Source organism: Hansschlegelia beijingensis, assembly GCF_045505405.1.
GTDB lineage: Bacteria > Pseudomonadota > Alphaproteobacteria > Rhizobiales > Methylopilaceae > Methylopila > Methylopila beijingensis_A.
This window is the reverse complement of sequence record NZ_JBJKEX010000467.1, coordinates 1-1,908: the sequence shown is the minus strand read 5'-3', so window position 1 is coordinate 1,908 and position 1,908 is coordinate 1. Positions and strand designations below refer to the sequence as shown.

Here is a 1,908-nt window from a genome sequence, read left to right as displayed (position 1 = left end):
GATCCAGAATTGCCAGCGTTTCGAAGTCATCAGGCTGCCTGCGCGGCCTCACGCGCTATGCCGACGCCGGCGGGTCCGCGCAGGCAGGCTGATGACTTCGAAACGCTGGCAATTCTGGATCGACCGGGGCGGCACGTTCACGGACGTGATCGGCTGCGCGCCCAACGGGGCGCTGCACGTCCGCAAGCTGCTGTCGGAGAACCCGCGCGCCTATCGGGACGCCGCGGTCGCCGGCATCCGCGAACTGCTGGGGTTGCGGCCGGACGAGCCCGTCCCGTCCGACCGGATCGGCGCGGTCAAGATGGGCACCACGGTGGCCACCAACGCGCTGCTGGAGCGCAAGGGCGAGCGGACCGCGTTGCTGATCACCCGCGGGCTCGGGGACCAGCTGCGCATCGGCTATCAGGCGCGGCCGAAGCTGTTCGCCAGGAAGATCGAGAAGCCCGAGGCGCTCTACGACCGCGTGGTCGAGATCGATGAGCGGGTGCGGGCGGACGGGACGGTCGAGCGCGAGCTCGATCCGGCAGAGGTCCGGCGCGTCCTGGGGGAGCTGCAGGCGGAGGGCTATCGCGCGCTCGCCATCGTGTTCATGCACGGCTTCGCCTATCCGGCGCATGAGCAGGCGGTGGCCGCGCTCGCCCGTGAGTGCGGCTTCGCGCAGGTCTCGGTCAGCCACGAGGTGTCGCCGCTCCCCAAGATCGTCGGACGCGGCGACACCACGGTGGTCGACGCCTACCTGACGCCGGTGCTCGCCCGCTACGTCGCGCAGGTGCGCGACGAGCTGAACCTCACGGACGCCGACGCCGGCCGGCTGATGTTCATGACGTCGGCCGGCGGGCTCACCTCCGCCAGCCTATTCCAGGGCAAGGACGCGATCCTTTCCGGGCCCGCCGGCGGCGTGGTCGCCATGGCGGCGACCGGCGAGGCCGCCGGCTTCGGCAAGGTGATCGGCTTCGACATGGGCGGCACCTCGACCGACGTCGCGCATTACGACGGGGCCTTCGAGCGCTCCTTCGAGACCGAGGTGGCGGGCGTGCGGATGCGCGCGCCGATGATGCGCATCCACACGGTGGCGGCCGGCGGCGGCTCGATCCTGCATTACGATTCGGGGCGCTTCCGGGTGGGCCCGGACTCCGCCGGCGCCTCGCCGGGTCCAGCCTGCTACCGCAATGGCGGGCCGCTCACCGTGACGGACGCCAACGTCATGGTCGGCAAGCTGCAGCCGGACCTGTTCCCGGCGATCTTCGGTCCCGGCTGCGACGAGCCGCTCGACGCCGCGATCGTGCGGGAGAAATTCGCGGCGCTTGCGGAAGAAATCGGCGACGGCCGCAGCCCGGAGCAGGTCGCCGACGGCTTCATCGCGGTCGCGGTTTCCAACATGGCGGAGGCGATCAAGACGATCTCCGTCGCGCGCGGCTATGACGTGACAAAGTACGCGCTGAACTGCTTTGGCGGGGCAGGGGGCCAGCACGCGGCTCTGGTGGCGGACGCGCTCGGGATCGACACGGTGCTGATCCACCCGCTGTCCGGTCTGCTTTCGGCCTACGGCATGGGGCTCGCGGACATCCGCGCCAGCCGCACGGCGACGCTGGGCGCGCCGCTCGCGGAGGCCGGAGAAAAGATCGCCGAGGCCGTGGCGACGCTCGCCGCGCAGGCGCAGGAGGAGCTGCGCCGGCAGTCGGTCGAGGATCCCGGGATCGAGGCGCGCCTCCACGTCCGCTACCACGGCACGGACTCCACGATCGAGGTTCCGCTGGACGCCGCCGCCGCCCAGGCGGGCGCGCTCGACCTCCAGCGCGTCGCTGCTGACTTCGACGTGCTCCACCGCGCGCGCTTCGGCTTCGTGGACGAGGCCCGGGCGCTGGTGGCGGAGGCGGTCGAGGTGGAGGCCTCCGGCGGCGGCTCGGC

General features: G+C 71.7%; 1 protein-coding gene. It reads left to right on the top strand.

Annotated features, from left to right (window positions below; all coding sequences use genetic code 11):
- Window positions 1-91 precede the first annotated feature (91 nt).
- Window positions 92-1,908, top strand: a 1,817-nt coding sequence (locus ACIKT0_RS17635) for a hydantoinase/oxoprolinase family protein (RefSeq protein WP_407106645.1), incomplete at its 3' end; no start/stop codon positions are given.